The sequence below is a fragment of the Chlamydia crocodili genome (assembly GCF_018343815.1).
Classification (GTDB): domain Bacteria; phylum Chlamydiota; class Chlamydiia; order Chlamydiales; family Chlamydiaceae; genus Chlamydia; species Chlamydia crocodili.
The window spans coordinates 980,110-1,004,552 of the sequence record NZ_CP060791.1 but is presented as its reverse complement, the minus strand read 5'-3'; the positions used below and the strand labels follow the sequence as shown (position 1 = coordinate 1,004,552).

Below are 24,443 nucleotides of genomic sequence, written 5' to 3'. Positions count from 1 at the left end.
AAATGTATAGAAAAAATTTGAATTTTTAAAGAAATGAGCATGTAATAGCCATTTTTGTTGTTTATTTCAGTATCCTTTACGGCTGAGATGCCTATAAACAACTGTGATTGAGTTACTACATGCTCGGATTTGTTGGTTTTTAAAATAGTCTTAGCTATTTTCGAAAATGATTTAATATACTTAAGTTATACAGAAGTTTCTCTATACTCTTGAGCAACATAGATACCTCCAGAAGCTCTTGGAGATCTCACAACAGGTTGATCAACCTCATCGTATGCTTTTCCAGAAGCATTCTTTAAAACTAAACCTGAAGCCCTCATCCATGGCATCGACATCTTAATAACAAGATTATCTCTAACTTCAGTCCTTGCTCTATCTTTCAAAACTCTATAGTTATTTTCTCTCTTAGATGCATTCCGAGCTATACGCGCATATAGAACGGAAGTATTTATACTGGCTCTGATATCACTTTGCTTGTTCCTTTCTACTCGAATACGATTCTCCTCAACTACGGAGAATAGGTCTTTGATCTCTTGAACATCATGGATTCTAGTACTCTCAGAGCCTTCTCCATCAACAACAGAAAGATTTCTGTAGGCTAAAACAATACAAACCAGTGTCATCAGGTCCTCGGTAGATAACCAAATATTATTTCCCGTAGATACAGCTGCTGAAAGAATTCTAGAGACGCAAGTCATAACATCAGAAGCATCAGTAGCACCCAATCTACGATGCACTGTCTCCCCACGTTTCATAACCACAAGAGAAGTAAGAGAACCTACTAATCTTGACGAATCAAAAGGTTCGTTAGTCGAAACAAATCCATGAGATCCCCAAGAACAATCGATAAGCACTTTTGCTCGCAATCTATTGTCATTAATAACGATATGATGATTGGATAAACCTGCAATAATTCCCTCTTTAAGAACTGGATGAGATAAAAGATTAGAGTAATTGCATGCAGCCTCGCCCCACATCTCTTTAGTTTTACTTTTGATAATACGGTTAAGATCTTTAGAAGTAGATTCGCATTCGGACTTAATTTGATTTAAATTAGGTAATGTTACTTGCTTACCAGCAAGAAGATCTACCGTATTTACACCCAAATTATTTAAAGCAATCAAAACGACAGCTGAACTGTATTTACTTTCTAACTTCTTAAACTCCTCTTCTGTAATACCGCCCCTACGCGTATCTAAACTGAAGCATCCTGCAAAAAGACCACATAAGAATGAACCAAAGCTTCCACAACCTACAGCACCATCAACACATCCACAACCCGCACAACCACAATTTCCTGAACAGGAATCTGCACAACCATCGTAACATGATTGCATAACACGACGAGTTGTTTCACTTTGTAATACTCCGGAAACTAAAGAAATAATAGATACTGCAGCAGCTATGTTCGATTCCCCACCGGGATGTGTAGTTTCATATAAATTTTTGAGCGCAAGAAAAAAAGAACCCAATCCTTCAGGAAGTGGCAGACCAAACGTTTGTGTTAACACACCCATTAATTCATGCAACATCACTAAAGTAACAGAACCACCTTCTCCTTTGAAGAATGTGAATAAGGTCTGTAGCTCATTTGAAGATTTAAATACAGGTGTCGACATAAATATATCGCAAAACTTACTGATGTCTTGTGTAGAGGTGAAATCTCCTTCTTTAATTAAATCCAATAACTCTTCGTATTCTTTTCGTGTCATACCTCCAGATAGATGATCGAAGAGTGCTTTGACTCTACCACCACTAATATTATCGTGAAGTAAATCTTGTTTTAAAAGATCTATGAAAAAACCAAAAACTTGTGTTCGTAGTATAGGAGACTTAGTCTCTTCTGTGCCTGTTAAAGGTGTTGTTTCAGTATCTTCAAAAAGTGAGATATCGTCTAAACACTCCATACTTGCTGGACGAGGTTGCGTGAGTATCGAAGATCTTGCAAAAAGATCCGCCCCACATGAAGCAGAACGAGCTGAAACAAATTCTCTATCATGATCCCGCAAAACAACTTGATCTCCATACATCTCTTTTAAAAATTCTTCACAAATTATTTGATCTGTTTGTGATGCGCTGTCACGTTTGATCGGATCCATATCTACATAAATATCTTCCAAGCTCGCATCTAAAGCTGATAAAGCTACGTTAGCCGCAGCCATAGCAACATCCCCTGCTTCTGAAATAAAAACAGAAGAGGTCACCGTAGAAGCACTTGGTGATGTTTGCGAATTAGATGGTGTAGTTGAATTAGTCAACGCTGTTTCAGCAACAGTAGAAACCAGTGATGTGTTCTCTGTAACATTTGGTTCTTCTTGAGGTTCTCCAAAACCTAAAAAAGAACGAATATTCCCTAATGGAAATGCCATGATTTTTCTCCTATTTTAATTTTATCCTATTCACTTACAGATCACACTAAACATAGGATTTTCCTTGCAAACTTGGGCAAGGGGCAGAGAGTTTATGGTTGTGAAATTAAAATGTAAATAAAAATTTTAGTTGACAATCAGGAAAATGAATAAAGAAAAATGCTTTGATGATTGATGACCAAAGCAGATTTTCAAAGAGTTTCGTAATAATAAGGAATCTGCTAACCTCCCCATATCAATATGGACTTAGAAATAAGGTTGGCACATGTTAAAGATCGATTTAACTGGCAAAGTAGCTTTTATAGCGGGTATTGGTGATGATCAGGGCTATGGCTGGGGAATCGCTAAAATATTAGCAGAAGCAGGAGCTACTATCATCGTAGGAACTTGGGTACCTATTTATAAAATCTTCTCCCAATCTTGGGATTTAGGAAAGTTTAATGAATCAAGGAAATTGTCCGACGGAAGTCTCCTAGAAATCAAAAAAATTTACCCCATGGATGCCAGTTTCGATAAACCCGAAGATGTTCCTCAAGATATTGCAGAAAACAAACGCTACAAAGGGATCTCAGGGTATACTATCTCTGAGATTGTTGAAGAGATTACGAAGGATTTTGGTCATATTGATATTTTAGTCCATTCTCTAGCTAACAGTCCGGAAATTTCTAAACCGCTTTTAGAAACATCACGTAAAGGCTATCTAGCGGCATTAAGTACTTCCAGTTATTCTCTGGTTAGCTTGTTAGCACATTTTGGACCCATTATGAATACCGACGGTAGCTGTATTTCCTTAACTTATTTAGCCTCTTCACGTGCTGTACCCGGCTATGGAGGTGGTATGAGTGCAGCGAAAGCCGCATTAGAAAGTGACACCAAAATGCTTGCTTGGGAAGCAGGAAGAAAATGGGGAGTTCGTGTAAATACTATTTCTGCAGGTCCTCTAGCGAGCCGTGCAGGAAAAGCCATCGGATTTATCGAACAAATGGTAGATTATTACTTAGATTGGACTCCAATCCCGAAGCCTATGACAACAGAACAAGTCGGAGCCGCCGCTGCATTTCTAGTTTCTCCATTAGCTAGTGCAATTACCGGAGAAACTCTTTATGTAGATCATGGAGCAAGTATCATGGGAATTGGCCCCGAAATGCTTCCTAAGCATTCTTAATTCTTTGATACATTTCTACACCTGCCTCCCACGCTGGAAGAATTCCTAAATCTTTCGCCGGGGAGGCAAGAAAATCCGCTACGCCATGCATGTGTTTTGGAGCAGAATTCATCACAATCTTAAAATCTCCACGTTCAATTAAATCAATATCGTTAGCATCATCCCCTGAAGCCATAATGAAAGGTCTTTGACCTTCGTAGATTAAATCAATAATACGGTCAACAGCATACCCTTTAGATACAGATTTGTCTGTCATGAATAAGATGGCATAATCAAAATCAAAAGGCCATCGCATGAATGTGATAGTCAAATTCTCAACTAACTCTTTAGATTTGTGAATTCTTTCTTGTATCTTTTCTACTTCACTTCTTTTACCAAAAATTTTTGCAACGGCAAACATTTCATGAGGATAATCTCTAGAAAGCTTTTTACTCTCTACTAATCTCTCTCTATCTTTTGCAAAGGGAAAATATACAGGATCTAAATGACGCAAGAGTTCTTTTTCACTGGGACAGGATGTAAATCGATAATATCGATCTTGGTTCATAGCTCCAGATTCTATGGAAAAAATCACATCACCATCTTCCACACATATCTCTAATTTATATAAAATCTCATTGGGAATATCTTTAAAATAAAGAAATTTATTCTCTTCAGACGACCAAACACAAGCACCATTTTGACATCCTAATAGATACGGAACCGAAAGGTCTTTGAATAATTGATTGGCATAAGAAAAGTATCTTCCAGTAAGGAAAAATATTTTCCATCCAGAATTATGAAGGTGATGTAAATTCTTAATAATTTCAGGATCTAAATGATGCGGAAGATGTGTAATTGTACCATCTATATCTGTAATCAGTAATCTATCCATAAAGCAATCCACCACTCCCCTTAAACTTATCATGACTTTCCTACACATACCAATATCTACATAGACTGATCATTAAAAAATTACATCTATTCTAAAGAACAAAATCAACATAAAATATGATGAAGAAAGAAACTATTAAAAATCCTTCAAGATCGATTCGAGTATATTCTTTTAAATTTCAAAATTAGTCATCTTAATTACATCGTTCTTGCAGGAATATACAAAGTTACAGTTTAATTTATTCTTGGAATCTGTCGAACATTAACTTATAAAGAACTAATCGAAAACAATTCGTTAGTGAAATGTCCTAAAACCAAATTGTTTCTTAGTTATTTTATGACTATAGAAACGCAAAAAGGTCTTAAATATGCCTTATAAAATTTTTTCTTATCTAACATTTTGCATGGACGATCTTGCTCTTGCTGATGCTTCTAGTGAGCAAATAAATCTTCAAGGAATGTTTCCAGAAAATATGAAGCTGGAAATGTTTAAGATGCTAGGATCTTTAATATTACTTCTTACATTATTTGGTATTGGAGTATGGGCATTTAAGAAGTTCCTAAAGTCTAAAGGTCAAGGTTTTGGAAATACTTCAACAATCAAGATTCTTGATCGACGCTCCTTAAATCAAAAAACTTGTATCTACATTATTCGCGTGGTAAACAAAATTCTTGTCATTGCAGAAGCAGGAGAAAAAATTACATTACTTTCAGAATTTCCTCCAAATACAGATATCAATGAACTCCTACAACAAAATGAAAAAAAAGGACCTTCGGATACTTCTGATTTTCTTAGCAAGAGCATACGGAAATTTCATAAAAATAAAAAAGTAGATAGTACTCAGGTCTCTAATCTTACTGACAAAGAATTTTAAGCATATTTTATGAACAATTTGGAGTGTTTTAAATGACAACATGGTCTTTAAATCAAAATAATCTATCAAAATATCTCACACATGCAGGATTAGAGCCCCTTTTAGAAAGAGAAAGTGGATTAACTTATATCAATATCCAAGCTGAAGATCACGAGCTGCCTTTATTTTTTGTAATTCGTAGTGAAGGAGAAATTCTTCAGATGATCTGCTACTTCCCTTACCAACTCTATGACAACCAAAAAGAAGCTACAGCACGCCTTCTCCACTTACTAAATAGAGATGTCGATATTCCTGGATTCGGAATGGATGAGGAACAAGGACTAATTTTCTATCGTTTAGTAGTCCCTTGTCTAAATGGTGAAATTAATGAAACATTATTGCGCGTATATATCGACACAATTAGGTTGGTTTGCGATAGTTTTTCTCACGCTATAGGCTTGATCTCTTCAGGAAATATGAATCTTGATGAATTGAAAAAACAAGCACGTAAAGAAAGACAGGAATAATTTAGGAAGATTTGATGACAGCACTAATTTTTTACGATACGGAGACTACAGGAACACAGATAGATAAAGATCGTATTATAGAAATTGCTGCCTATAACAACGCTACTAAAGAATCTTTTGTCACCTATGTAAATCCTGAAATTCCTATTCCTGAGGAAGCATCAAAAATTCATGGGATTACTACATCTACAGTGACTTCGGCTCCAAAATTTCCTGAAGCCTACAAGCAATTTTGTGATTTTTGCGGAAATGAAGCTATTCTTGTTGCACATAATAATGATAGTTTTGACTTCCCACTACTTGAAAAGGAATGTCGTAGACATTCCTTACAGCCTTTATCTTTAAGGACAATAGATTCATTAAAATGGGCACAAAAATACCGCCCAGACTTGCCTAAACATAATTTACAATATTTACGTCAGGTATACGGTTTTGCAGAAAACCAGGCCCACCGCGCTTTAGACGATGTGATTACCCTACACAATGTATTTTCCGCACTTATAGGAGATCTTTCTGCGGAGCAAGTACTTGCTCTAATGGAAGAGAGCCGTCATCCTAAAGCATTTAAAATGCCTTTTGGGAAATATAGAGGCAAACCTCTAACTGAGGTCCCCGCATCGTATATCCAATGGTTAGAAAATCAAGGCAACCTGGATAAAGATATGAAAGCTGCCATTGACTTAATGAAACAAATGACATGATACTCTCAGCTGCTTTTTCACCCTGCCCTAATGATATTTTCTTATTTCGTTCTTTTTTAGAACGTCATGAAGGTTTTTCATTATTAAATCAAATCACCATTGCAGATATTGCAACATTAAATGAATTAGCCTTACAACATCGCTTTTCTCTAATAAAAATATCGGCAGCGTTATTTCCAAAAGTTGCCGATAATTATACTCTTATGGAAGTAGGCACGATTATTGGTTATGGTGTAGGACCTCTAGTATTAGCTTCCGATCCTATAGCACCTCTAAAATCTATAGCAACTCCTGGAGAAACAACAACAGCGCATTTACTCTGTAAAATATTCTATCCTGATGCGAAACTCATCCCTATGAAATATAGTGAGATCCTTGCGTCTATTTTACGTAATGATGTAAATGCAGGTGTGATCATTCACGAGGAAAGATTCAGCTACAATTCACAACTATTTTTAAGAGCAGATCTTGGGAAACTATGGGAGGAGAGAACACAACTTCCCTTACCTTTAGGATGTCTTGTTGTGTCAAAAACAGTTCCACAAACTGTTATAGATATTTTAACCCTAGCATTAAGAAAATCTCTATTTTTAGCATTAAAAGATCCTGAAGGTTCTGAAAATAAAGCTTTAGAATATTCTAGAAATAAAGATACCACAGTTATTCGCAAGTTCATCGATACATATGTAAATGATGAAACTCTTGTATTATCTAATTCAGGGAAAAAATCTCTTTATACATTATCAAATTATGTCAGCTGCCTTATCTAATTACCTTTGTAAAATTCTTCTTATTCTCGCGGATATAAACGAAGCTAAATCTCTCATTGAAGATTTTGCTTTCAAGCGAACTGATAAAAATTTTTATCAATGTCGAGATTCACATATGTCTATAGCCATGGATATGATCCTTTTAGAACAATGGGGAGAAGAGGGCGTTATAAAAGCTTTAAGAGATATTGAATTAGAAAATTATGATTCCTGTGTGAACTTGGGCTTTGCTGGAAGCTGTTGTCCAGATCTTCCTTTACAGACTTTCTATACTATCGATAAAGTATCTCAGCTTAGCAAAACCAATCCAAAACAACTCGATTCTGCAGTTGAATTAGCGGTCATAGCTATTCCTAATCTCCCAAGAGCCTCTTTAGTTTCTGCCCATGCTCCTTATAAATATGGATTTCATGAAACATTCCGACTTGTGGATATGGAGGGGTATACCATTGCTAGATTATGCAAAAATCATAACCTACATTGTATGATGATGAAAATCACTTCAGATTATACTATACAAGAAGGTGGGGAATACCTTAAAAAACACAAAAATATATTAGCTGAAAAGCTTTCTTATGCTTTCTCTTCTTCTATCTATGATATTGTAGAAACTTCTATCCCTAGCCAAATCTAATTCTTGCTTCAGCGAAGAGACAGCGGTGTAATCAAATCTGAACTTGTAGATGGAGACGCTTCCCAATCCTTAGTTCCTGATAATTCCCACATTTTTAAGAAAGCAGGACATGAAGACAAAAGCTCATCTTTTATTCCTTCTGCGACTTTCTTACCTTGCTCTAAATAAATTACCCGATCTACGTATTCGAGAGTGGAGAGCTTATGAGCAATGATTATCTGAGTACACTGACCTTTTAGCTGCCCAATGATCTCTTTAATATAGTTTTCACTAATAGCATCTAAAGAAGATGTAGCTTCGTCTAAAATCAAGATGGAAGCATTTTTCAATAAAGCTCGTGCTATAGTCAATCTTTGTTGTTGTCCTCCAGAAAGATTTTTTCCAGATTCTTCAAGAAGGCTATGTACTCCTTGGGGCATTTTTTGAACAAATTCATAAGCATAGGCTTGCTTTAATGCATGAATGACATCATCTTCGGGAATATCCTTACCACAAGTAAGGTTATTCCAAATAGTATCATAAAATAGAAACGGGTTTTGTAAAACACAGCCGATATGATTTCTAAGAGAAGATTTGCTGTAGTCTTTGATAGAAATTCCATCTAAAAGAATCTCTCCCTGCGCTATCTCGTATAGTCTAGGCAATAATTTACTAATTGTTGTTTTCCCACTTCCTGTAGGACCAACAATACCAATTGCCTCACCTTTGTTTATTGTAAAGTTCAACTCCTTAAGAACTGCTTTTTCATTATCATAAGAAAAAGAAACATCTCGAAATTCTATACTTCTTGTTAATCCTAAGAATTCTTGACTATCTTCAGACTCATGATGAAGATCGGGGTGGGAAAGCACTTCATAGAACCTCTCAGCAGCTGCACAACCTTTCATAATGGTTGTATTCTCATCTCCGAATTTCTTCACAGGATCGTAGATAAGATATAGTAATCCACAAAATACAATGAGCTCTTCAGGAGGAATATTGAACTTATAGAGACCGATGATCACAACGAAAGCAAAGAATAAAGAAGCTATCGTATGTAGGAGTGGGCGTGGGAGCAAACCATAGACCGCACTTTTTTCTTCCAGATTAGCAATCTGATTGTTTTGATCACAATATTTCTTAAAGGCAAAAGATTCTGTACGGAAAACCTTTACAGTGACAATGCCTGCGAGAAAATCTAAAAGTACCGAAGAAAATTTATCCTGATTTTTCTGTATTCTTTTCGCTAAGGCTTTGATTTTTCTGGCAATGATTACAATAGGAAGAATCAATACAGGAAAGGCAACCGACACCAAAAGAGAGAATTTCCAAGATATCGATAAACATACTGCCAAAGCTAGTGTTAGGGTTATCGGAGCTTGAACATAGTTAACCATTAAAGAGTTTACTGCCTGAGCAATGCTTGTAGAATCAGTAACCACGCGACTACTAAGATTTCCCATATCGTGAGTATGGAAAAATGTCATCGGAAGCCTTTGTAGAGCTTTAAAATAATCTCTACGAAGATCGCAGCTTACACGAATAGCCACTACTTGGGATAAAAATCTCTGGAAGAATAAAGTTACCGCTTTAAAAATCGCCACAACAACTAAAAATAAAGCTAAAGAGCCGAAATGTGATAGATCTATATGCTGAGAAATAAGACGTGATAATCTGCTCGTTATGGATGTAGTTCCTCTTCCATAACGAGAAATATAAGCCTGTGCTTGTGCAGAAGTTATTGTATCGGAATTAGGAGAGATGTCAGACCATCTCTCTAAAATCTGCTCTTGGCTTAACTGAGGGGCCTTTAAGAGGCGATTGTTTTCCTTGCGAGCGAAAAGAACAAAAGCGTCAGGTCCTGTTTTTGCTATAATGCCTAAAGAAAAAATCTCTGCTTGAGAAGAGATGGTTAATCCTAAAATAGCAAGTAGGGAAAAACCCAATAGCGTAAGATGCTTTTTATGCCTCAGGACTGCTTTCAGAAGAAGTTTCATAGAGACCTATAGTTCGAAATTTCTGATACCGCTTTTCTAATAAATCTTCTATCGATAGGTCTTTTAACCGTAACCATTCCTGAAGAATGAAATTTTGAACATCGCGATATACAGTAGCAGGATCGTGGTGTGCCCCACCCACCGGCTCCTTAATTACAACATCCACAATAGCAAATTGCTTGAGATCCTCACCATGCATTTTTAACATGGCAGCTGCCTCACTATTCTTTTTAGGATCTTTCCAAAGAATAGAAGCACAACCTTCAGGAGAAATTACAGAATAATAGGAATGCTCTAACATAGCAATCACATCGCCGATTGCCATTCCTAAAGCACCTCCAGAACACCCCTCGCCAATAACAAGAACAATGATTGGGGTTTTTAATCTAGCTAATTGGAAAAGGTTATTAGCAATAGCCCATCCCTGACCACGTTCTTCGGCAGTAAGACCGGGAAAGGCTCCAGGAGTGTCTACTAAGAAAATGATAGGCAAACCAAACTTTTCAGCCATTTTTGCTAGCCGCAATGCTTTACGGAAACCTTCAGGACAAAGCATCCCGAAATTTCTATGCATACGAGAAGAGGTGTCACACCCTTTTTCCTGACCAATAAGCATGAAGCGCTGGCCTTGGATTTTAGCTAATCCCCCAACCACGGCGGGATCATCACGAAACGTACGATCTCCACAAAGCTCGACAAATTCCTCACACATCCCTTCGATATAGTTGACCGATCGAGGACGAGAGGGATGACGGCAAATCTGCACACGCTCCCACGGCGTCAAATCAGAATAAATCTTCTCTTTTAACTTATCTAAACGCCTTTCCAATTTCTGTATCTCTGAGGAGGAGAGTAAAGAGTTTTTTTTATTTTTTTCTTTAAACTCGGCTATCGTTTTCTCATACTCTACCACTTGTTTTTCGTGGGGAAGAAGCTCCATAATAACGTTTTCTCCTCTTACAGAAAGGATAATTTTAATACAAATAATTCTTAAAAAACAATTATAAGATTATTTTATTTTGAACTTTCAAAAAATAATAAACTATTAATTGCATTTCTCAAAAACAACAGAGACACTGTCGTCCTGATAGGGAATATTAATCAAAAAATTACTTCCCCAAAATCTTTCTTTTCCTTGTAAAGAAAAAATTTTCATATGGAGACTGGAACACAAAATACGTAAGGAATCCCGTTCTCCATGAATTATCACATCATTCGTCGGTCCTTTATAAGAGTCCAGAGAACTTGACCGTAATCTAGGACCTTCAACCACTTGACAACTTTTCCCCTTACAGAAAATAGAAAACGTAGACTTACATGGATCTTCCTCTATTGAAGAGCGTACCTGACACTGTCTTTCTGAAATCTTGATATGATGACGAATCTTTGACCCTAAATAAGCATCCTGTAAATAAGAAAAACCTGTAGCCCTTAGATAAGGTAATGCCGTGGCACAGAGAAAGGAGATTTCCGTAACACCATGACTTTCTACACTGGAAAAATCTTTAACCATCCCACAAAGACCAAATCCCTGACAATCACTAATATCCCCACAACACGGACCATAGTTTACTATACCTACGTCTCCGGAGTAATAAGCTCCGACACCACTTTTACATCCTGATCCAGAAACAAAAATGGATGCGGAACGTGTTCGTTGCATCCAAAAACCTAGATTAGGATCCGTAAAGCTATATTCACTAGCTACCTGCTGATCTAGTTGATATAGAAAGGACTTACTTAATGTGGTCTTTTCTTTTATAGATCGAGTATGCTCCTGACTCCATAAAGCAGGAAAAATCGTAGCCTCATGCATAAATAATGCCTGCTGGAAAGAGTTCATCTTTTCAGCATATTTTAAACTGTTATCGTAGAATCTGGAGATTTGCAAAAGTAAAAGTCCGAGCTCTGCATGTTCTCCTGGATAAGGAAGACCTTTCCAAGGGAATCCTCCACGACAAAATAAACGTGCTGCTCCAGAACATTCTTGTTCTAATTTTAAGAAATCCAATCCTAGGTCCTGCCCCTCTTCCAAAGCCATAAGCAAATAAATTGCTCTTGCTATGTCGTGAACTTTTAATAGAGGATGATGTCGGAAAAACTTAAAAACGAAATTACGAAGTTTCTTATCCTGACAAGCATAGATTAATTGCTTAACCTGCGAATCAAAATTCGAATGGGGAAACACTTCGATACATTCTTGTAATCTTAGCTGTGATCCCATCACTATTCACAATTTTTTACTCAGAAACGGATTGCGTCCAGACAATAATAACAAAAAACTTTAGAGTCAAGTCCCTAAGTAATCCTAAAAACTTGACCCTGATAAATTAGATAAAAGAGAAAGGCACGAAATTAGGAATGCTTCGAAGGAGTTTCGATTAAGCGTTTCATTCTTTTTCCTGGAGTAAATTTCACGGCACGTCTTGCAGGAATGTGAATGGGAACTGTAGCGTTTTTAGGGTTACGCCCTACTTTAGGTTTTCTTTCGACAACCTGTAAAACGCCGAAATCTCTAAACTCTAACCTATCACCTTTGACTAGAGCATCTGTCATTTTATCCAAAAAATTTTGGATTACAGTACGCACATGATTCGGATGAATCTTGTGATCCTGTGATATTGTACTGATCAGTTTTTTCTTGGTCATGGTAGCCATATTAGCCGTTGCCTCCTAATTAAAGTGCCCTAAAGTAACTTGTTGAGTAGCCCTAAATAATAAACTTTTGAAGTATAAGCGTATCATATCTATTCATCCTTTGGATTCAAGACATTTTTTAAAAATACGTAGTTGTTCTATATCGTTATAAGTAACGAAGATTCGTATTTGCCAAAACTTATGATTGCTGCATCTTACAGTCCGACAAAAAAATTCTAAGCTTTCATATTCTAATTTAATAACGGCAAACGCGTGACTTCTTTAATCTAACTTGATAAAGTACTGAACCAGGTGTCCTCGTAGCTCAGCAGGATAGAGCGGTTGCCTCCTAAGCAGCAGGCCATGCGTTCGAATCGCATCGAGGACGACCCCTTCTTCCCTTCTTTTTTTCTCATTAGAAATTCAACTCGCCTTTGCAGAAAGTTTTCTGGCCTTAATATTCGCTAAATTCGTTTTTTGAAAATTAGGACCAGTAAGAAACGTGTGGATGCCCTCGGCTATGCCTTTGGCTATATGCATTCGGTAACGTGCATCTAAAAACGCCGCTCGCTCTCTAGAATTAGAAAGAAATCCGGTTTCAATTAAAATCGCAGGCATTGTTGTTTCTCGAATAACAGCGAAGTTCCCGTACTTCACCCCTCGATTTTTTAACGCCCCATTTTTCTGCATTGCGTTTAGGACATCCTTAGCTAGAGCTTCTGAAGCACGGCTTCTGGAAGCAACATTATTCTTACCATTATAAAAATATACTTCAGTACCAAAGGCTGATGTGTTAGACGAATGGTTACAGTGGATACTGACAAAAATATCAGCTTTATTTTGATTTGCTAAAGCCGCTCTTTTCCCTAGATCTACATAAACATCCGATGTTCGGGTAAGAACTGGCTTATACCCCATTCTCCTGAGATAACTCTGTACTGAAAACGCAAGAGATAAGGTTAAAGACTTTTCCTCATAATGAAATTCTTTACTCGCCGTGCCTTGATCCTTACCTCCATGTCCTGGGTCAATAAAGATCACTTCATTGCGACGTACGCGCTGTGGAGGCGCACTTTCAGCTGCGATTCCTCCAAAAGTCATTCCAAAGATACAGAAAGTGAGCAATGTATAGCGATTAGACATGAGACGACAATACCTCGCGCACAATTTCCTTATCATCAAAAGCGATGGTTTGATGTTTAAAGATCTGGTATGTCTCATGCCCTTTCCCTGCCACTAACACTATATCCCTATCTGAGGCAATGGACAAAGCATATGTAATTGCTTGTTTTCTGTCGATTTCGATGGAAAAATTTCTTTTTACAAATCCCGAACAAATATCCTTGACTATGCTTTCTGGATCTTCCCCTCGGGGATTATCCGAAGTCACAACAGCAAATCCGTATTTTTCGGCTACCTGAGCCATAATTTTGCGTTTGCTCTGATCTCTATCTCCTCCACATCCAAAAACAATAATGAGTCTTCCTTCTTCAGGAAGTAAAGTATGTAGTGTTTTACACACATTTTCCAAAGCATCTGGAGTATGTGCATAATCAATATAAATAGGACATGGCCCTGAAAATACAGGTTCTAAACGTCCTTTAGGAGATTCCACATTCGCCACTAAAGAGATCAGACTTGGCAAATCATAACTACATCTTTGATGCGTGACAGCAATAGCTGCAAGAATGTTATAAACGTTATATTTTCCTATTAAAGGTAAGCGACACGGGAAGGATTCCCCTTTATAGATCAAATCAAAGTCTGTTCCAAAAGGAGAAGATCTTAAATTCGCAGCTCGATAATCTGATGGCCGTTCTACACTATAAGTAATAGGCTGTGCTTGAGTGATTTCTAAAAATCGTGAAGCATAAGATAAATCACTATTTACAACGGCTAGTCCCGTAGGCGGAAGTATAGAGAATAATTTCAGCTTCGCATTTACGTATTCTTCAAATGAACCGTGAAAATCTAAATGATCAAGAGTTATATTAGTTAAAATTCCAATATCAAAATCGATGTAAGCCAGCCGCTCTAAAACAAGACCTATGGAAGAGACTTCCATAACCGCAGATGTCAGATGATTTTTCACCATCTCGGCTAAATACTTTTGTAATAGACAAGATTCGGGAGTGGTATAACCATCTTGGATACGATTGTTCCCTAAGATATGCTCGATCGTTCCTATCAAGCCCGAAGGCTTATCGCAAGCATCAAACAGGAATTTTATTAAATGGGAAACTGTAGTTTTCCCATTAGTACCTGTAACACCTATAGTACAGAGTTTTTTAGAGGGGTAATTATAGTATTTTGCAGAAAGTTCTGCTTCAAGCCGAGGAAGATCTGAAGAGATGATTTGAACAACAGGTAGAAAAGGATTATAAATTGAAGAAGCTATAGCAATAGCTCCATTTTCAATAGCAAGAGCTGAAAAATCATTACCATCATAATTTTTGCCCTTATTGGCTATAAAAATATCTCCCAATCCAACACTACGGGAATCTTTAGTGAGATTTCTTACCTCTATGGGGGAAATTTTCCCATAAACCTTCGCTTCTATGTTGTTAAGGAGTTCTTTTAAATTCATTTTTTAGCCTGAGGTTCCTCTTTCTAAGGAACTACCCCTTCTATATACAAAATTGTTCTTAATATGTCTGTAGATACTCTTTTATCCGTGAATACAGAAACAAAGTTCCGTTCATGCTCATGCATTGTAAATAAACTTTCGAATATCAACGATGGCTCAAAAAAATTACCGCCGAACTAGTTTACTTACAACAATTAAAATAGTCCATCTAATTTTTTCTTCTGCTTAAAAAATATGATATTCTTATAGCGGCAAGAGTCTCTTTACTGATAAAATCCTCTCTTCGATTAGAAGTAAAATCCATGAGGATAAAAATGAGCCGGTGTCTTGAATATCAGGCTAATGTAATAGAAAATAGCTGTTTTTATAGAGATAACGAGCAATTTGTTGCGCATACTAGAAATTTCCCGAAAATCATTCGATGGGGATGCATACGCAATCATAAAGGTATCGTGCACAATGACTGGCTGTTGAATAATAAAAATTCTATTTTAGAAACCCTCGCACGTGCGCTTCCCATATTAGGGAATATCCTAGGAGCAGCTAAATTATTCAGTATCTTTGCAGCACCCACGGAAACAGATAGTAAAGTAGATATTACTTTTCATACATTCGCAGGCATCTTTGAAACACTTAGCTTAGGTTTAGTTATACTGGTTTTAAAAATAATTTTTACAATTATATCGTTGTTAATTCATCTTTGTCAGAAACAACAGGAGTTTTCTCAATCCCCTATTTATTACAACTTAGCAATATAAGCTTATTTTCCGGAACGATTCCATTCCTCATACAGAGATTTCATAGAAGCGACTTCCTTTTTGTAATCATATTTCTGCTTATCCTCAGGAACTCCTAGATAAGATAATACCCGATCAGCCACACGACCAAATACAGGAGCAGCACACCTGCCTCCCATATAATTTTTAGTGCCATCCTCCCGAACACCGTGATCAGGATCGTCTATAGAAACAAGCATAACAAGAGGAACACTAGTTTCTTCTGCAGGATATATAGGCGTGATTCCGATAAATGAAGAAATATGACGGTGCTTGTCATACTTGCCATTAACGAGTTTTTCTGTTGTTCCTGTTTTCCCAGCACTGGAATGATTTTTAGGGGAAGCTCGATATCCTGTGCCTCCAGGATATGTAGTAAATCGGATAGCTCTCAACACTTCGTCAACGATATTTTGAGAAAGAATTCTTTCTCCCCTAACTTGAGGATGTAAGACATATTCTTGTCCCGAAGTAGTCACGATTTTCTTTATCAAAGTAGGGCGGACATCATAACCACCATTAGCAAGAATCGCATAAGCCCTCACCATCTGTATTCCTGTGGTAAGAATATTATAACCCATAGCAAGAGAATATGGTGTTGATAGGGACCATTCAGGAACACCATTGATATGAAAACGCTTTGGTGATGGCACTAATCCCGATGCTTCTCCAGGCAACTCTATTCCTGTTTTCTTGCCGAATCCTAATAATAGCAGCTTCTCTTCATACCAATGACTTCCTAAATTTTGCACTATTCGATCGGCAAGTTGTGCAACATAAACATTGGATGATTTTTGTATCGCCATATACATGTTTAAACGACGATTTAATGAGATGTCCTTAAGTGGAAATTGCTTTCTTCCAGGAAAAATGGTACGAGTAACATCGATAGGTTCAGAAGGATCAAATAGAGGCTTCCCTGATTTTGCTAACATCTCTTCATTTGCAAGCAATCCAATAGCAATAGTAAGAGGTTTCATAATAGAACCTGGTTCGAAAACATCACTTACTGATTTTACTTTGGTATCTTCTATCTTTTCCTGGTCATTGAAAAAATCCTTATAATCTGCAGGATTAAAAAAAGGGTATTGCGCTAAGGCTAGGATATTCCCAGTATAGGCATTCATTAAAATCAGGCGTCCACCTTTAGCTCGAGCTTCTTTAACACCTTTTTCTAATTCCTCTTCAGCAATTGTCTGTATACATGGATTAATAGTCAGATAGATATCTGATCCATCCTTAGGAATTTTTGCAACTTTATCAAGATCTAAACGATTCAAAGGAGAACGAAGAAACTTACGCTCTCCAGGCTCTCCTTCAAGAATATGATTGAAATATGCCTCTAATCCACCGGTAGGAAAGGCTTTTCCCGTTTTCTCATCCTTTACTTCCCTTAGCGTATGGAGAACTTGACCTAGAAGTTTTCCGAAAGGATACGACCTTTGATAATCAGTCATAAAAAATAATGCATTAGAAGGTATTTTAGATTTGGATGCATAAACTCGCCACCAAGAAAGAATTCGATCACGTTCAGCGCGATCCAGCCATAGAAACAACTTTCTATGTCTAGACTTCTTATCAAATTCTCCTCGCAACTTTCCATAATCTCCTTCGCCAACAAGATTAAATATTTTCTCAGCAACGGTATCGCGATGTTCTTCTGGAATTGCTATAGCATCTAAACAAAGATGAAATTTAGTAATATCGATAGCTAGGGGCTGTCGCTCCTCGCGATCTCCTTTACGCAAATTCATCTGAGAAAAGAATGTTCCCCTACGAAAAGGATCCTTAACTCGAAATTCATGCTGCCCCAATGCTTCAGCAGCCCAACGTTTTCCCTCACAGATCTGAATTTTATAATAGCGTATAATAAGGAAAGAGTAGGAGAGCAACACCCCACAAGTAATCATTGTTAAGTATTTACGATGATTCATAGGTCACAACACAAACACTATCTTCTGTAGGATATTGGAGATATTGATATTCGGGAAGGCTTGCTATATACATGAGATGTTCAGGGCTTTCTATTTTATCAATAAGAAAGCCTAAAGCAATATTTTCTTGTTCTCTTTGGCGTAATTTTGACCATAAAGAAGGAATTTCTAATCGTAATTTAGTCAGGTCATTTTGTTTATTAATATAGGAATAAAGTAGACCACCTAGAAAACAAAAACAAAAAAACAAGCGCAAAAAACGATATTTATTCATGAGGATTTCTTTTCAAAGCAACGGAGTTTTGCCGATCTACAACGAGGATTTTTCCTTGTTTCTTCATATGTAGGCATAACGACTTTCTTAGTAAGAATTTTTCCTAATCCCGACTTCTCAGCCTCTTTAAAAAACCATTTTACAGGACGATCTTCCGAACTACAAAATGAAATAACCACTAAACGCCCCTGAGGAGCAAGCCAACGCATAGCAGACTCTAGCAATACTTTCAATTGCACGTCTTCTTGATTTACATACACACGTAAAGCTTGGAAAATTAAAGTTAACGGATGAATTTTCTTACGTAAACGATATGAAGGAAAAACCTTTCCGGTTGCTTCTTTTAAATCTTTGACAGTAATGATTTTCTTATGTCTTCTAAAATGTACTATAGCTTTAGCTACATTTTTCCAATGTGGTTCTTCTCCGTATTCACGAAAAATCTTACCTAACTCCTCTTCCCGAAGCGTGTTTAATACTTCACTTGCAGTGATCCCCTTAGAAGTATCCATACGCATATCTAAATCATGATTTTCTCCTTGAAAACTAAAACCTCGAGATAAAGTATCTAGCTGCATAGAGGAAACCCCAAGATCAGCGAGTATACCATCATAAATATCTTCCCTAGAATCTTTAGAAAGATCCTCAAACGAGGCATGTCGAAGATGTACGCGATCTCCAAATTTTTCCAAACGTTCCTTTGCTAACAATAAAGCTGATGTATCACGATCAGAGCCGTCATAAGAAATTATAGAAGGATAGGTAGAAAGAAAAGCCTCGGCATGACCTCCAGCTCCTAAAGTGACGTCACAAAAAGATCGTGGATTTCGATTAGAAAACCACGATAAACATTCGTTTACTAATACCGGAATATGGGAAGGAGTCTCAGACACAAAAAGGCCTAAATTATTCTAAAAACAACAATACTAGAAAAATATACACCATTAGAGAGAATGGGGAAAGATTTCTATTATTTGTCATTTTTGATTTTAAGAATAATTAAGACTATTGACTTTTTCCTTTACCCTATTATGATTTAGAAAGTAGGGTTTTAAAGGCTGTATTATGGTAGAAATTTTTAATTACAGTGCTTCTGTTTACGAAAAACACGCGTCTAACAATAAAGTAGTGAATGATTTCCGTAAGGAAGTTCACATGGAAAGTTTGACGATCCGTGATGTGGCCAAACATGCCCAGATTTTGGACATGACGCCAAAACCTTCAGCTTTATCTTCTCTTATGCAGACGAATAAGAAAACCCATTGGGCTTTCTTTTCACCTCCCAACAACTTCCATAAACAGCGCTTCTCGACTCCTTATTTAGCTCCTTCATTAGGCTCGCCTGACCAACAAGATGATGATTTAGAAAAAATTTCTTCTTATTTAAAGGTGCTGACTCGAGGAAAATTCTCTTATCAAAGTCGTGTAACACCTTTTCTTTCTTATAAAGACCAAGAAGAAAGCGAAGAAGAGGAAGAAGAAGCTTCTGATTCTGAAGAAGACATTATCGTTCAAGAAGGAAAAATCTTACTCAAAGCTATTGACCTAGGATTGAAATCTTCTAATATCATGATCGATTATGTTATTTCTCGTATTTTTCAATTTGTTCAAGGCTAAACTATGTTGGATAATGAATGGAAAGCCATCTTAGGATGGGGAGATGAAGAACTCGAAGAATTACGCATTTCTGGATATATATTTCTTCGTCAAGGACATTACCAAAAAGCTATCCTCTTTTTCGAAGCCTTGGTTATTTTAGATCCATTAAGCATTTATGATTTCCAAACTCTTGGTGGACTATATTTACAAATTGGAGAGAATGCTAAAGCTTTAGGAGTCCTAGATCAAGCTTTACGCATGCAAGGAGATCATCTTCCTACATTACTAAACAAAACTAAAGCTCTCTTTTGTTTGAATCGCATTGACGAAGCCTCTGCCATAGCTGTCTATCTTACCTCGTGTGATGATTCTATGATCGCTAATGATGCCGAAGCTTTGCTTATGAGCTACGCTAAAAAAACGATCAAAAAGCCTGTTGCTCTTTCTAATTGATCTTGCATACACTTATTAAGAACGGTTACGTTCGTATTTATAATAATTCCTCATCTATTTGAAATCATCCTGCTGTTTTTTTTGCAGAAAAACTGTTGATTGCTTATCAATACCAATGGTACATTGGCAATTTCTTCCTAAACGAGCATAAGTTGCCCGTCTATAAGAAAATTCTCGATACATTAAAGAGAGCAGCATGTTAACCTGTAGCGATTGTAGTACTTGGGAACAGTTTGTGAATTATGTTAAGACACGTTGCTCCAAAACGGCTTTTGAAAATTGGATTTCTCCTATTCAAATTATAGAAGAGACACAAGAAAAAATCCGTTTAGAAGTTCCCAATATCTTTGTTCAAAACTACCTTCTTGATAATTATAAACAAGATCTGTGTTCTTTCGTTCCCCTTGATGCCCAAGGAGAACCAGCTTTAGAATTTGTTGTTGCAGAAATCAAAAAAGCTCCTATCCAACCCATTGCACCTCGAGAGCAGCAAGAGAGCCCTGCAGAAACTTTTGAAGAATCTAAAGATTTTGAACTGAAATTAAACACAGCTTACCGTTTTGATAATTTTATAGAAGGCCCTTCAAACCAATTTGTCAAATCTGCAGCTGTAGGTATAGCAGGACGTCCCGGACGCTCTTACAACCCTCTATTTATCCATGGAGGTGTGGGTCTAGGGAAAACACATTTACTCCATGCTGTAGGTCACTATGTTAGGGAACATCATAAAAATCTTCGCGTTCATTGCATTACTACAGAAGCTTTCATTAATGATCTCGTACAACATCTTAGACTGAAATCTATCGATAAAATGAAGAATTTTTACCGTTCTTTAGATCTACTTCTTGTCGATGATATTCAGTTTTTACAAAATAGACAAAATTTTGAAGAAGAATTCTGTAATACTTTTGAGACTCTAATTAATTTAAACAAACAAATCGTCATTACTAGTGATAAGCCTCCAGGACAACTGAAATTGTCAGAGCGTATCATTGCTAGAATGGAATGGGGATTAGTTGCTCACGTAGGAATTCCTGATTTAGAAACTCGTGTAGCAATTTTACAACATAAAGCGGAACAAAAAGGTCTGCTTATTCCTAATGAAATTGCCTTCTACATTGCCGATCATATTTATGGAAATGTTAGACAACTAGAGGGAGCTATTAATAAGCTCACTGCTTACTGTCGTTTATTTGGAAAAACACTTACAGAAAGTATTGTTCGTGATACCTTAAAAGAGCTTTTTCGCTCTCCTTCCAAGCAAAAAGTCTCTGTAGAAAGTATATTAAAAAGTGTTGCTACTGTCTTTCAAGTAAAGCTACAAGATCTTAAAGGAACTTCGCGTTCTAAGGAACTTGTTTTAGCTCGGCAAGTCGCTATGTACCTTGCAAAAACTTTAATTACAGATTCTCTAGTTGCTATAGGTTCTGCCTTTGGGAAAACTCATTCTACAGTACTTTATGCTTGCAAAACTATAGAACAGAAAATAGAAAAAGATGAAACTCTAACGCGTCAAATTAGTTTATGTAAAAACCACATTGTTGGGTAATCTAGGAGAATTCCTAATGTTCCGTAGAACTGGAAAAAGTCCCTTCGAAGATGTTCAGACATTATACGAAGAAGAAACAACTTCACATTCTAATTATCCCTCCTATCCTAGATCTGAGCGTTTGGATTCTCCTCCGAATCTTTTTGATTCTCCAAAATCTCCAGAAACACGTCCGTTATCTTCTTCTTACCCTATAGGTGAAGAACCACAAAAATGGACGTCTCCATCTTCTGAGGCCGGTTCCCTACTCTCATTTGCAGAAGAACCTGAAACCACTCTTGGAGAAGGTGTAACATTTAAAGGTGAATTAGCTTTTGATCGTTTATTGCGCATTGATGGCACCTTTGAAGGTATTTTAGTTTCTAACGGAAAAATAATTATAGGGCCTAAAGGTTGTGTAAAAGCTGATATACAACTTCAAGAAGCAATTATCGAAGGTGTTGTTGAAGGTAATATTACAGTTAATGGGAAATTAGAACTCCGCGGTGAAGCAATGGTTAAAGGTGATATCCAAGCAGGGACTTTGTGTGTTGATGAAGGAGTGCGTCTTCTAGGCTATGTGGCTATTGTTGGAATTAACGAAGAGTCTCAGAAAGAAAAAGACTTATAAGTATCGCAGGTCGTGGAGCATGCTTTTCAATATTATTTTGGCATTCACGAGATAACGGATAGTCAGATAAAATACATATAGGTCCTGTGTCTATGTGTTTTTTCAAACTATTTAATTGGCATTCTAAAGGTAAAATTCCCTGGTAAGGGACTCCTGCTTCTTTAGATAACTGTTTCACTAAATCTTTAGGAATTTTTGATATCAGATAGAAAATCTTTTTAGGAAAAATTTCGTGAAATTCCCACTGATGTCTTATAACTCTTGTAAAAAATTTGATAGCGGGCAATTTGCCAAGACAAGCCTGAGAATATAGAGAAAGTGCTTTTGCAGAAGGAACATATAAACAAAAAGATTTTCGAGAAAATGATGGAAGACAATCTCGGCAAGTCGCCATTTCATCTATCCCCAAAATATGAAAACAATGCGGACAACGTCCTGTTACCTTTTCTATTTTTAAAGTTACCAAACACTCATCGCATAAAAATTCTCCCGGCTCTCGGCAACCATAACAGAGCTTAGGGAAAATTAAACTAAGAAAAAAACTAAAGAATCTCTGAATCACCGAAAATTTTTATTCCTAAAATTCCAACCAATTTGTTACGTTCTTAAACGTGTAGAAGCTTCAACTTCCCTCTCAGTAGCAATGCTTAAACGATTTGTTAATTCCATCTGGGAAATTTGTCAAAAGGACAAGTTTCAACGCTTTACTCCAGTTGCAGACGCTATTGATACGTTTTGCTACGAGCCCATCCATAAATCTTCATCTCCCCCATTCATTCGTGATGCTGTAGATGTCAAACGTTGGATGATGCTTGTTGTTATTGCTCTATTCCCAGCAACGTTTTTAGCCATATGGAATTCAGGAGTTCAAGCTTTAGTCTATGGGTCGGGAAATGCCCAGCTCATGGAATCATTTTTACATATCTCCGGATTTCGTAGTTATCTCTCATTTATCTTCCACGATATCGGCTTATTTTCCGTTCTTTGGACAGGATGTAAAATTTTTATTCCTCTACTGATAATTAGTTATTCGGTAGGAGGTGCTTGCGAAGTGCTCTTCGCTGTCGTTAGAAAGCATAAAATTGCTGAGGGATTACTCGTCACAGGGATTCTCTATCCCCTAACATTACCACCAACAATTCCTTATTGGATGGCTGCCTTAGGAATTGCTTTTGGTGTTGTCGTTAGTAAAGAATTATTTGGTGGGACAGGAATGAATATTCTCAATCCTGCTCTCTCAGGAAGAGCTTTCTTATTTTTCACATTTCCAGCAAAGATGAGTGGGGATGTTTGGGTAGGGAGTAATCCAACAAAAATTAAAGAAAGCCTTCTTGCTATGAATTCTACAGCAGGAAAATCGATTATTGATGGCTTCTCTCAATCTACCTGCCTACAAACATTAAACTCTACATCTCCTGCCGTAAAAAGAGTTCACGTAGATGCTATAGCTTCTAATATGTTACATATGACGCATGTTCCTACAGAAAGTGTGATACACTCACAATTTTCTATCTGGACAGAGTCTCATCCTGGGTTAGTGTTGGATAAACTTACTCTAGAACAATTACAAAATTTTGTGACCTCTCCTCTTAGTGAAGGAGGACTTGGTTTATTACCAACACAGTTCGATTCAGCTTATTCAATTACTGATGTTATCTATGGTATCGGGAAATTCTCTTCAGGAAATTTATTCTGGGGAAATATTATTGGTTCCCTAGGAGAGACATCAACATTCGCTTGTTTACTTGGTGCTGTATTTCTCATTGTAACAGGCATTGCCTCTTGGAGAACAATGGTATCCTTCGGTATAGGAGCCTTCGTCACTGCCTGGTTATTTAAAATTTTTAGCATTCTTATTGTTGGGAAACATGGAGCTTGGGCCCCTGCAAGATTCTTTATTCCAGCCTATAGACAGCTATTCCTTGGAGGTTTAGCCTTCGGTCTTGTATTCATGGCTACAGACCCCGTATCATCCCCAACCATGAAATTAGCAAAATGGATTTACGGACTATTTATTGGTTTTATGACAATTGTTATCCGATTGATAAATCCAGCATATCCCGAAGGAGTTATGCTTGCCATTCTTCTTGGAAATGTATTTGCTCCTCTTCTTGATTACTTTGCTGTAAGAAAGTATAGACGAAGGAGAATATAA

24 protein-coding genes and 1 tRNA gene are annotated in these 24,443 nt (G+C 37.0%); 13 read left to right on the top strand and 12 right to left on the bottom strand.

All coding sequences use genetic code 11. The features are described from left to right. Positions 1-185 precede the first annotated feature (185 nt). A complete protein-coding gene (locus H9Q19_RS04420; RefSeq protein WP_213240689.1) occupies positions 186-2,369 on the bottom strand; it encodes a hypothetical protein in 2,184 nt (727 codons plus the stop codon). A 265-nt stretch (positions 2,370-2,634) separates the two neighbouring features. On the opposite strand from H9Q19_RS04420, the gene H9Q19_RS04415 reads away from it, so the two are divergent. Then, positions 2,635-3,534 (top strand): enoyl-[acyl-carrier-protein] reductase, encoded by a 900-nt coding sequence (locus H9Q19_RS04415; protein WP_213240687.1) that lies wholly within the window; start codon positions 2,635-2,637, stop codon positions 3,532-3,534. Here H9Q19_RS04415 and H9Q19_RS04410 read toward each other — a convergent pair. Next, a complete protein-coding gene (locus H9Q19_RS04410) occupies positions 3,521-4,408 on the bottom strand; it encodes an HAD-IIB family hydrolase (protein ID WP_213240685.1) in 888 nt (295 codons plus the stop codon). The genes H9Q19_RS04415 and H9Q19_RS04410 overlap by 14 nt on opposite strands. A gap of 367 nt (positions 4,409-4,775) precedes the next feature. On the opposite strand from H9Q19_RS04410, the gene H9Q19_RS04405 reads away from it, so the two are divergent. Genes H9Q19_RS04405 through H9Q19_RS04385 form a run of 5 tightly spaced genes read left to right on the top strand, consistent with a single transcriptional unit; the run spans position 4,776 to position 7,893 of the window. Next, on the top strand, positions 4,776-5,282 hold the full coding sequence (locus H9Q19_RS04405) for a FliO/MopB family protein (RefSeq protein ID WP_213240683.1): 507 nt from the start codon (positions 4,776-4,778) through the stop codon (positions 5,280-5,282). A gap of 32 nt (positions 5,283-5,314) precedes the next feature. Then, positions 5,315-5,788, top strand: a complete 474-nt coding sequence (locus H9Q19_RS04400; RefSeq protein ID WP_213240681.1) for a type III secretion system chaperone family protein — start codon at positions 5,315-5,317, stop codon at positions 5,786-5,788. 14 nt (positions 5,789-5,802) lie between these two features. Continuing rightward, on the top strand, positions 5,803-6,489 hold the full coding sequence (locus H9Q19_RS04395) for a putative quorum-sensing-regulated virulence factor (protein WP_213240679.1): 687 nt from the start codon (positions 5,803-5,805) through the stop codon (positions 6,487-6,489). Continuing rightward, complete coding sequence (locus H9Q19_RS04390; protein WP_213240677.1) at positions 6,486-7,259, top strand: 1,4-dihydroxy-6-naphthoate synthase; 774 nt, start codon at positions 6,486-6,488, stop codon at positions 7,257-7,259. The genes H9Q19_RS04395 and H9Q19_RS04390 overlap by 4 nt, the downstream gene beginning before the upstream one ends. Then, complete coding sequence (locus tag H9Q19_RS04385; RefSeq protein ID WP_213240674.1) at positions 7,240-7,893, top strand: hypothetical protein; 654 nt, start codon at positions 7,240-7,242, stop codon at positions 7,891-7,893. The genes H9Q19_RS04390 and H9Q19_RS04385 overlap by 20 nt, the downstream gene beginning before the upstream one ends. An 8-nt stretch (positions 7,894-7,901) precedes the next feature. On the opposite strand, the gene H9Q19_RS04380 is transcribed toward H9Q19_RS04385, so the two are convergent. The 4 genes from H9Q19_RS04380 to H9Q19_RS04365 all read right to left on the bottom strand — a co-directional run bounded on the left by H9Q19_RS04380 (position 7,902) and on the right by H9Q19_RS04365 (position 12,527). Further along, on the bottom strand, positions 7,902-9,869 hold the full coding sequence (locus tag H9Q19_RS04380; protein ID WP_213240672.1) for an ABC transporter ATP-binding protein: 1,968 nt from the start codon (positions 9,867-9,869) through the stop codon (positions 7,902-7,904). Continuing rightward, positions 9,835-10,809 (bottom strand): acetyl-CoA carboxylase carboxyltransferase subunit alpha, encoded by a 975-nt coding sequence (locus H9Q19_RS04375; protein WP_213240670.1) that lies wholly within the window; start codon positions 10,807-10,809, stop codon positions 9,835-9,837. Before H9Q19_RS04375 ends, H9Q19_RS04380 begins: the two co-directional genes overlap by 35 nt. 105 nt (positions 10,810-10,914) lie before the next feature. Next, positions 10,915-12,099: a hypothetical protein gene (locus H9Q19_RS04370; RefSeq protein ID WP_213242055.1), complete on the bottom strand. Its 1,185-nt coding sequence runs from the start codon at positions 12,097-12,099 to the stop codon at positions 10,915-10,917. A gap of 125 nt (positions 12,100-12,224) precedes the next feature. Beyond that, positions 12,225-12,527: an HU family DNA-binding protein gene (locus H9Q19_RS04365; RefSeq protein ID WP_006344016.1), complete on the bottom strand. Its 303-nt coding sequence runs from the start codon at positions 12,525-12,527 to the stop codon at positions 12,225-12,227. 293 nt (positions 12,528-12,820) lie between these two features. On the opposite strand from H9Q19_RS04365, the gene H9Q19_RS04360 reads away from it, so the two are divergent. After that, a tRNA-Arg gene (locus tag H9Q19_RS04360) sits at positions 12,821-12,894 on the top strand. Between the two features lie 35 nt (positions 12,895-12,929). Here H9Q19_RS04360 and H9Q19_RS04355 read toward each other — a convergent pair. Further along, on the bottom strand, positions 12,930-13,649 hold the full coding sequence (locus H9Q19_RS04355; protein ID WP_213240668.1) for an N-acetylmuramoyl-L-alanine amidase family protein: 720 nt from the start codon (positions 13,647-13,649) through the stop codon (positions 12,930-12,932). Further along, positions 13,642-15,093, bottom strand: a complete 1,452-nt coding sequence (locus H9Q19_RS04350) for a UDP-N-acetylmuramoyl-L-alanyl-D-glutamate--2,6-diaminopimelate ligase (RefSeq protein ID WP_213240666.1) — start codon at positions 15,091-15,093, stop codon at positions 13,642-13,644. The genes H9Q19_RS04355 and H9Q19_RS04350 overlap by 8 nt, the downstream gene beginning before the upstream one ends. A 314-nt stretch (positions 15,094-15,407) precedes the next feature. Between H9Q19_RS04350 and H9Q19_RS04345 the strand changes: the two genes are divergently transcribed. Then, positions 15,408-15,851 carry a hypothetical protein gene (locus H9Q19_RS04345; RefSeq protein WP_213240664.1) on the top strand — a complete coding sequence of 148 codons (444 nt, stop codon included), beginning with the start codon at positions 15,408-15,410 and terminating at the stop codon, positions 15,849-15,851. A gap of 2 nt (positions 15,852-15,853) precedes the next feature. Here H9Q19_RS04345 and H9Q19_RS04340 read toward each other — a convergent pair whose 3' ends face one another. Genes H9Q19_RS04340 through rsmH form a run of 3 tightly spaced genes read right to left on the bottom strand, consistent with a single transcriptional unit; the run spans position 15,854 to position 18,970 of the window. Beyond that, on the bottom strand, positions 15,854-17,803 hold the full coding sequence (locus H9Q19_RS04340) for a peptidoglycan D,D-transpeptidase FtsI family protein (protein WP_213240662.1): 1,950 nt from the start codon (positions 17,801-17,803) through the stop codon (positions 15,854-15,856). Continuing rightward, entirely contained in the window at positions 17,790-18,077 is a 288-nt protein-coding gene (locus H9Q19_RS04335; RefSeq protein ID WP_213240660.1) for a hypothetical protein, read from the bottom strand. The genes H9Q19_RS04340 and H9Q19_RS04335 overlap by 14 nt, the downstream gene beginning before the upstream one ends. Continuing rightward, positions 18,074-18,970 carry a 16S rRNA (cytosine(1402)-N(4))-methyltransferase RsmH gene (gene rsmH / locus H9Q19_RS04330; RefSeq protein WP_213240658.1) on the bottom strand — a complete coding sequence of 299 codons (897 nt, stop codon included), beginning with the start codon at positions 18,968-18,970 and terminating at the stop codon, positions 18,074-18,076. Before rsmH ends, H9Q19_RS04335 begins: the two co-directional genes overlap by 4 nt. A gap of 172 nt (positions 18,971-19,142) precedes the next feature. Here rsmH and H9Q19_RS04325 point away from each other — a divergent pair, with 172 nt between their 5' ends. The 4 genes from H9Q19_RS04325 (at position 19,143) to H9Q19_RS04310 (ending at position 22,288) form a co-directional block, all read left to right on the top strand. Next, positions 19,143-19,694: a DUF5399 family protein gene (locus H9Q19_RS04325; protein WP_213240656.1), complete on the top strand. Its 552-nt coding sequence runs from the start codon at positions 19,143-19,145 to the stop codon at positions 19,692-19,694. A gap of 3 nt (positions 19,695-19,697) precedes the next feature. Continuing rightward, on the top strand, positions 19,698-20,129 hold the full coding sequence (locus H9Q19_RS04320) for a type III secretion chaperone (protein ID WP_213240654.1): 432 nt from the start codon (positions 19,698-19,700) through the stop codon (positions 20,127-20,129). 196 nt (positions 20,130-20,325) lie between these two features. Continuing rightward, a complete protein-coding gene (dnaA, locus tag H9Q19_RS04315) occupies positions 20,326-21,678 on the top strand; it encodes a chromosomal replication initiator protein DnaA (protein WP_213240651.1) in 1,353 nt (450 codons plus the stop codon). A 16-nt stretch (positions 21,679-21,694) separates the two neighbouring features. After that, positions 21,695-22,288 (top strand): bactofilin family protein, encoded by a 594-nt coding sequence (locus H9Q19_RS04310; protein WP_213240649.1) that lies wholly within the window; start codon positions 21,695-21,697, stop codon positions 22,286-22,288. Here H9Q19_RS04310 and H9Q19_RS04305 read toward each other — a convergent pair. Next, complete coding sequence (locus H9Q19_RS04305; RefSeq protein ID WP_213240646.1) at positions 22,254-22,850, bottom strand: hypothetical protein; 597 nt, start codon at positions 22,848-22,850, stop codon at positions 22,254-22,256. The two genes, H9Q19_RS04310 and H9Q19_RS04305, sit on opposite strands and share 35 nt — an antisense overlap. An 81-nt stretch (positions 22,851-22,931) precedes the next feature. Here H9Q19_RS04305 and H9Q19_RS04300 point away from each other — a divergent pair, with 81 nt between their 5' ends. After that, the gene (locus H9Q19_RS04300; RefSeq protein WP_213240644.1) at positions 22,932-24,443 is read left to right on the top strand and encodes a Na(+)-transporting NADH-quinone reductase subunit B; all 1,512 of its coding nucleotides are present in this window, start codon (positions 22,932-22,934) and stop codon (positions 24,441-24,443) included.

Excerpts from the sequence above, each read along its gene's own strand:
- H9Q19_RS04420 (WP_213240689.1), bottom strand. The coding sequence starts at position 2,369 with ATGGCATTTCCATTAGGGAATATTCGTTCTTTTTTAGGTTTTGGAGAA.
- H9Q19_RS04415 (WP_213240687.1), top strand. The coding sequence starts at position 2,635 with ATGTTAAAGATCGATTTAACTGGCAAAGTAGCTTTTATAGCGGGTATT.
- H9Q19_RS04410 (WP_213240685.1), bottom strand. The coding sequence starts at position 4,408 with ATGGATAGATTACTGATTACAGATATAGATGGTACAATTACACATCTT.
- H9Q19_RS04405 (WP_213240683.1), top strand. The coding sequence starts at position 4,776 with ATGCCTTATAAAATTTTTTCTTATCTAACATTTTGCATGGACGATCTT.
- H9Q19_RS04400 (WP_213240681.1), top strand. The coding sequence starts at position 5,315 with ATGACAACATGGTCTTTAAATCAAAATAATCTATCAAAATATCTCACA.
- H9Q19_RS04395 (WP_213240679.1), top strand. The coding sequence starts at position 5,803 with ATGACAGCACTAATTTTTTACGATACGGAGACTACAGGAACACAGATA.
- H9Q19_RS04390 (WP_213240677.1), top strand. The coding sequence starts at position 6,486 with ATGATACTCTCAGCTGCTTTTTCACCCTGCCCTAATGATATTTTCTTA.
- H9Q19_RS04385 (WP_213240674.1), top strand. The coding sequence starts at position 7,240 with ATGTCAGCTGCCTTATCTAATTACCTTTGTAAAATTCTTCTTATTCTC.
- H9Q19_RS04380 (WP_213240672.1), bottom strand. The coding sequence starts at position 9,869 with ATGAAACTTCTTCTGAAAGCAGTCCTGAGGCATAAAAAGCATCTTACG.
- H9Q19_RS04375 (WP_213240670.1), bottom strand. The coding sequence starts at position 10,809 with ATGGAGCTTCTTCCCCACGAAAAACAAGTGGTAGAGTATGAGAAAACG.
- H9Q19_RS04365 (WP_006344016.1), bottom strand. The coding sequence starts at position 12,527 with ATGGCTACCATGACCAAGAAAAAACTGATCAGTACAATATCACAGGAT.
- H9Q19_RS04355 (WP_213240668.1), bottom strand. The coding sequence starts at position 13,649 with ATGTCTAATCGCTATACATTGCTCACTTTCTGTATCTTTGGAATGACT.
- H9Q19_RS04350 (WP_213240666.1), bottom strand. The coding sequence starts at position 15,093 with ATGAATTTAAAAGAACTCCTTAACAACATAGAAGCGAAGGTTTATGGG.
- H9Q19_RS04345 (WP_213240664.1), top strand. The coding sequence starts at position 15,408 with ATGAGCCGGTGTCTTGAATATCAGGCTAATGTAATAGAAAATAGCTGT.
- H9Q19_RS04340 (WP_213240662.1), bottom strand. The coding sequence starts at position 17,803 with ATGAATCATCGTAAATACTTAACAATGATTACTTGTGGGGTGTTGCTC.
- H9Q19_RS04335 (WP_213240660.1), bottom strand. The coding sequence starts at position 18,077 with ATGAATAAATATCGTTTTTTGCGCTTGTTTTTTTGTTTTTGTTTTCTA.
- H9Q19_RS04325 (WP_213240656.1), top strand. The coding sequence starts at position 19,143 with ATGGTAGAAATTTTTAATTACAGTGCTTCTGTTTACGAAAAACACGCG.
- H9Q19_RS04320 (WP_213240654.1), top strand. The coding sequence starts at position 19,698 with ATGTTGGATAATGAATGGAAAGCCATCTTAGGATGGGGAGATGAAGAA.
- dnaA (WP_213240651.1), top strand. The coding sequence starts at position 20,326 with ATGTTAACCTGTAGCGATTGTAGTACTTGGGAACAGTTTGTGAATTAT.
- H9Q19_RS04310 (WP_213240649.1), top strand. The coding sequence starts at position 21,695 with ATGTTCCGTAGAACTGGAAAAAGTCCCTTCGAAGATGTTCAGACATTA.
- H9Q19_RS04300 (WP_213240644.1), top strand. The coding sequence starts at position 22,932 with ATGCTTAAACGATTTGTTAATTCCATCTGGGAAATTTGTCAAAAGGAC.